The sequence below is a fragment of the Methylorubrum podarium genome, assembly GCF_022179745.1.
Classification (GTDB): domain Bacteria; phylum Pseudomonadota; class Alphaproteobacteria; order Rhizobiales; family Beijerinckiaceae; genus Methylobacterium; species Methylobacterium podarium.
Window position 1 is genome coordinate 1 of record NZ_BPRD01000651.1, and the last position, 2,472, is coordinate 2,472.

General features: G+C 75.8%; 3 protein-coding genes. All 3 read right to left on the reverse strand.

The genetic code is table 11. The features are described from left to right. Window positions 1–144 precede the first annotated feature (144 nt). Window positions 145–654: a prolyl-tRNA synthetase associated domain-containing protein gene (locus tag MFF42_RS25290; protein WP_238258730.1), complete on the reverse strand. Its 510-nt coding sequence runs from the start codon at window positions 652–654 to the stop codon at window positions 145–147. A 20-nt stretch (window positions 655–674) separates the two neighbouring features. Further along, window positions 675–1,472, reverse strand: a complete 798-nt coding sequence (locus MFF42_RS25295) for an electron transfer flavoprotein subunit beta (protein WP_238258731.1) — start codon at window positions 1,470–1,472, stop codon at window positions 675–677. Beyond that, the coding region (locus MFF42_RS25300) for an electron transfer flavoprotein subunit alpha/FixB family protein (RefSeq protein WP_238258732.1) at window positions 1,469–2,472 on the reverse strand (1,004 nt) is incomplete at its 5' end. The genes MFF42_RS25300 and MFF42_RS25295, both read right to left, overlap by 4 nt.

Sequence of the window (2,472 nt, forward strand, 5' to 3'; positions counted from 1 at the left end):
CTGGATCGCTTCGGCTCCGCCTCGCGATGACGGCGTGGAGTCAAACCCGAAGCGATCAACCGGACACCGTAAGAGCGGTACGAATGCGCTGCGGCGACGCGAAGCGCGCCCCGCTGCTCCGGCTTGCCCGCCTCGGACGGGGCCTCAGGCCGCCGCGCTCTCCGGCAGGGCGACCGGCGTGGGCTCGTGCCCCTCGGCCCGAAGCACCGCCACGAGGTCGGCCGGGACGAGGGAGAGGGTGCGCGTGCTGACGAGCGGGTGGATGTTGATCCGCGTCGCGTCGAGCAGGCTGTCCTGAAGGAACACCCGCACGCTGCCCGGCGCGGCGTTGAGCGCCGCCAGCGGCGAGACGGCGCCGCTCTCGACCCCGAGGAGTTCGCGCAAAGCCTCCGGGCTCGCGAAGGACAGGCCGCCGCGCGCGCCGAGCACGGCGCGGAACGCCTTGAGATCGACCTGGGCGTCGTGCCGGAGCGTGAGGAGGAAGTAGGTCTTCTTCCCGTCGCGCAGGAACAGGTTCTTGGTGTGGGCGCCGGCGATGTCGCCGCAGACCGCCATCATCGCCTCGACGGTGAGGACGGCTTCGTGTTCGGTCAGCTTGTAGGCGATGCCGCGCTCGCGCAGCCGCGCCAGCAGGTCGTCCGGGCTCAGGGGCATGGGGTGGTGTTCCACTCTGTTCAGGTCTTCGGTTGCGCGCCGGCCGGCGCCAGGACGCCGATCTGCCGGAGATAGGCCAGGATCTCGCGGGCGGCCTCCTCAGGATCGGGATCGATCAGGAGCCGGCCGCTCGAGGCCGCGCCGCCCTCGCCGGTGGCCGCCTTCAGCCGCTCCGCCGCCGAGCCGCCCGCGGGCGCCCCCTTCACGATCTTGGGCCGGCGGCGATAGGGCCGCTCCTCCACCGCGAGGGCCGGGGCCGGGAGCGCGGCCGGCGCCACAGTCAGCGGCGCGACCGTGCCGCGCCGGGCGCGGCCGTAGGCGTAAGCGAGGGGGGCGGGGGCGTCGGGGTGGCAGGTGACGACGACCGGTCCCCGCACCTGCAGCCTTCGCAGGGCGCCGCGGCCGAGGCTCTGGTCGAGGCGCAGGGTGCCGTCCGGTTCGGACGCCGCCGCGACCACGTCGGAGACCAGAGGGATCGCGAGGGCACGGGCCAGCGCGTAGGGCACGAGGCCGCTCTCGTCGCCGCCCTGGCTGCGCCGTCCGGCCAGGATCAGGTCGGGCGCCCGCGCGGCGAGCCGGGCGGCGAGCGCCGGCACCGGGTCGTCGCCCGCCGCGACCGCGACGTGCTCGATGCGGTCGAGCCCCTGGCCCAAGGCCTCGGCGACCGCTGCGGCCTCCGGCCCGGCATGCAGGCCAACAATCTCGGACGGCGCACCGAGCCCGGCGGCCATCCGGATCGCCTGCGCCTCGACCCGCGGCAGCACCGGCGCCCCGGAGACGGGATGGAGGCCGGCGGAGAGGAGGACCGCGATTCTCATGGCGCCATCTCCTCTTCGCCGCTCTCTCCACCATTCTCTTCGGCGAGCAGCCGCAGCAGGGCCGGCATCACCGCCTGCGCGTCCTGCACCACGGCGAGGCCCGCCCGCTCGATCATCGCCGCGTGCAGGTCGGTGTTGACCGCCACCACGTGCTCGCAGCCGGCGACGCCCTGGAGATGCTGCGGCGCCCCGGAGATGCCGAGCGCGAAGTAGCAGGTCGCCGCGAGCACCGTGCCCGAGGCGCCGACCTGGGTGTGACGCGGCATCAGCCCGGCGTCGCACAGCACGCGGCTGGCGCCGGGCGTCGCGTGAAGCGCCGTCACCACCCGGCGGAAGGTGTCGAGATCGGTGAGGCCGTTGCCGGCGGAGACGACGAATTCGGCGAGCGCCAGCGGCACGGTCGCGGGGTCGGCCGGGATGCGCGTCGCCGACACGATCCTTTTCGGAGTGTCCGGTGGCGGCGCACCCTCGAAGGGGAGGGCGCGCGCCTCCCGCGGCGGGCCGGCATAGTCGGCGACCGCGTCCGGCGCCACGGTGGCGAGGCGGGGCGGGGCGAGGCTCTGCTCGACCCGGCGGCCCCTGGCCGGGCGGACGAGCCCCTTGGCCGCCACCACCTCGGCATGGGTGAACAGCGCCTCGTTCAGGCCCACCGCCACGCGGCGGGCGAGGTCGCCGCCGTCGAGGGATTCCGGGAACAGGACGTGGCGCGCGCCGAGCGCGGCGAGCGCGGCCTCGACGCGGGCGGCGCGGGCCTCCGGATCGTAGCCCTCCGCGCCCTCGCACCGGAGCACCCGGTCGGCGCCGGCCGCGCCGAGCCCCTCGCAGGCGCCGTCGACGACCACCGCGACGCCGCCCTCGCGCCCGGCGAGCGCCCGGGCGGCGCCGAGCACCTGCCGATCGTGGCCCGAGAGCCGGCCGCCGGGGGCGTCCGGCACCACCGCGACGAGGAAGGCGGGCGATTCGAGGATGATGGTCTTGGGCGCCTCCGCCGCGGGCGGCA

Bases quoted from the DNA above. Each gene is read 5' to 3' on its own strand.
- MFF42_RS25295 (WP_238258731.1), bottom strand. From the start codon at position 1,472: ATGAGAATCGCGGTCCTCCTCTCCGCCGGCCTCCATCCCGTCTCCGGG.
- MFF42_RS25290 (WP_238258730.1), bottom strand. From the start codon at position 654: ATGCCCCTGAGCCCGGACGACCTGCTGGCGCGGCTGCGCGAGCGCGGC.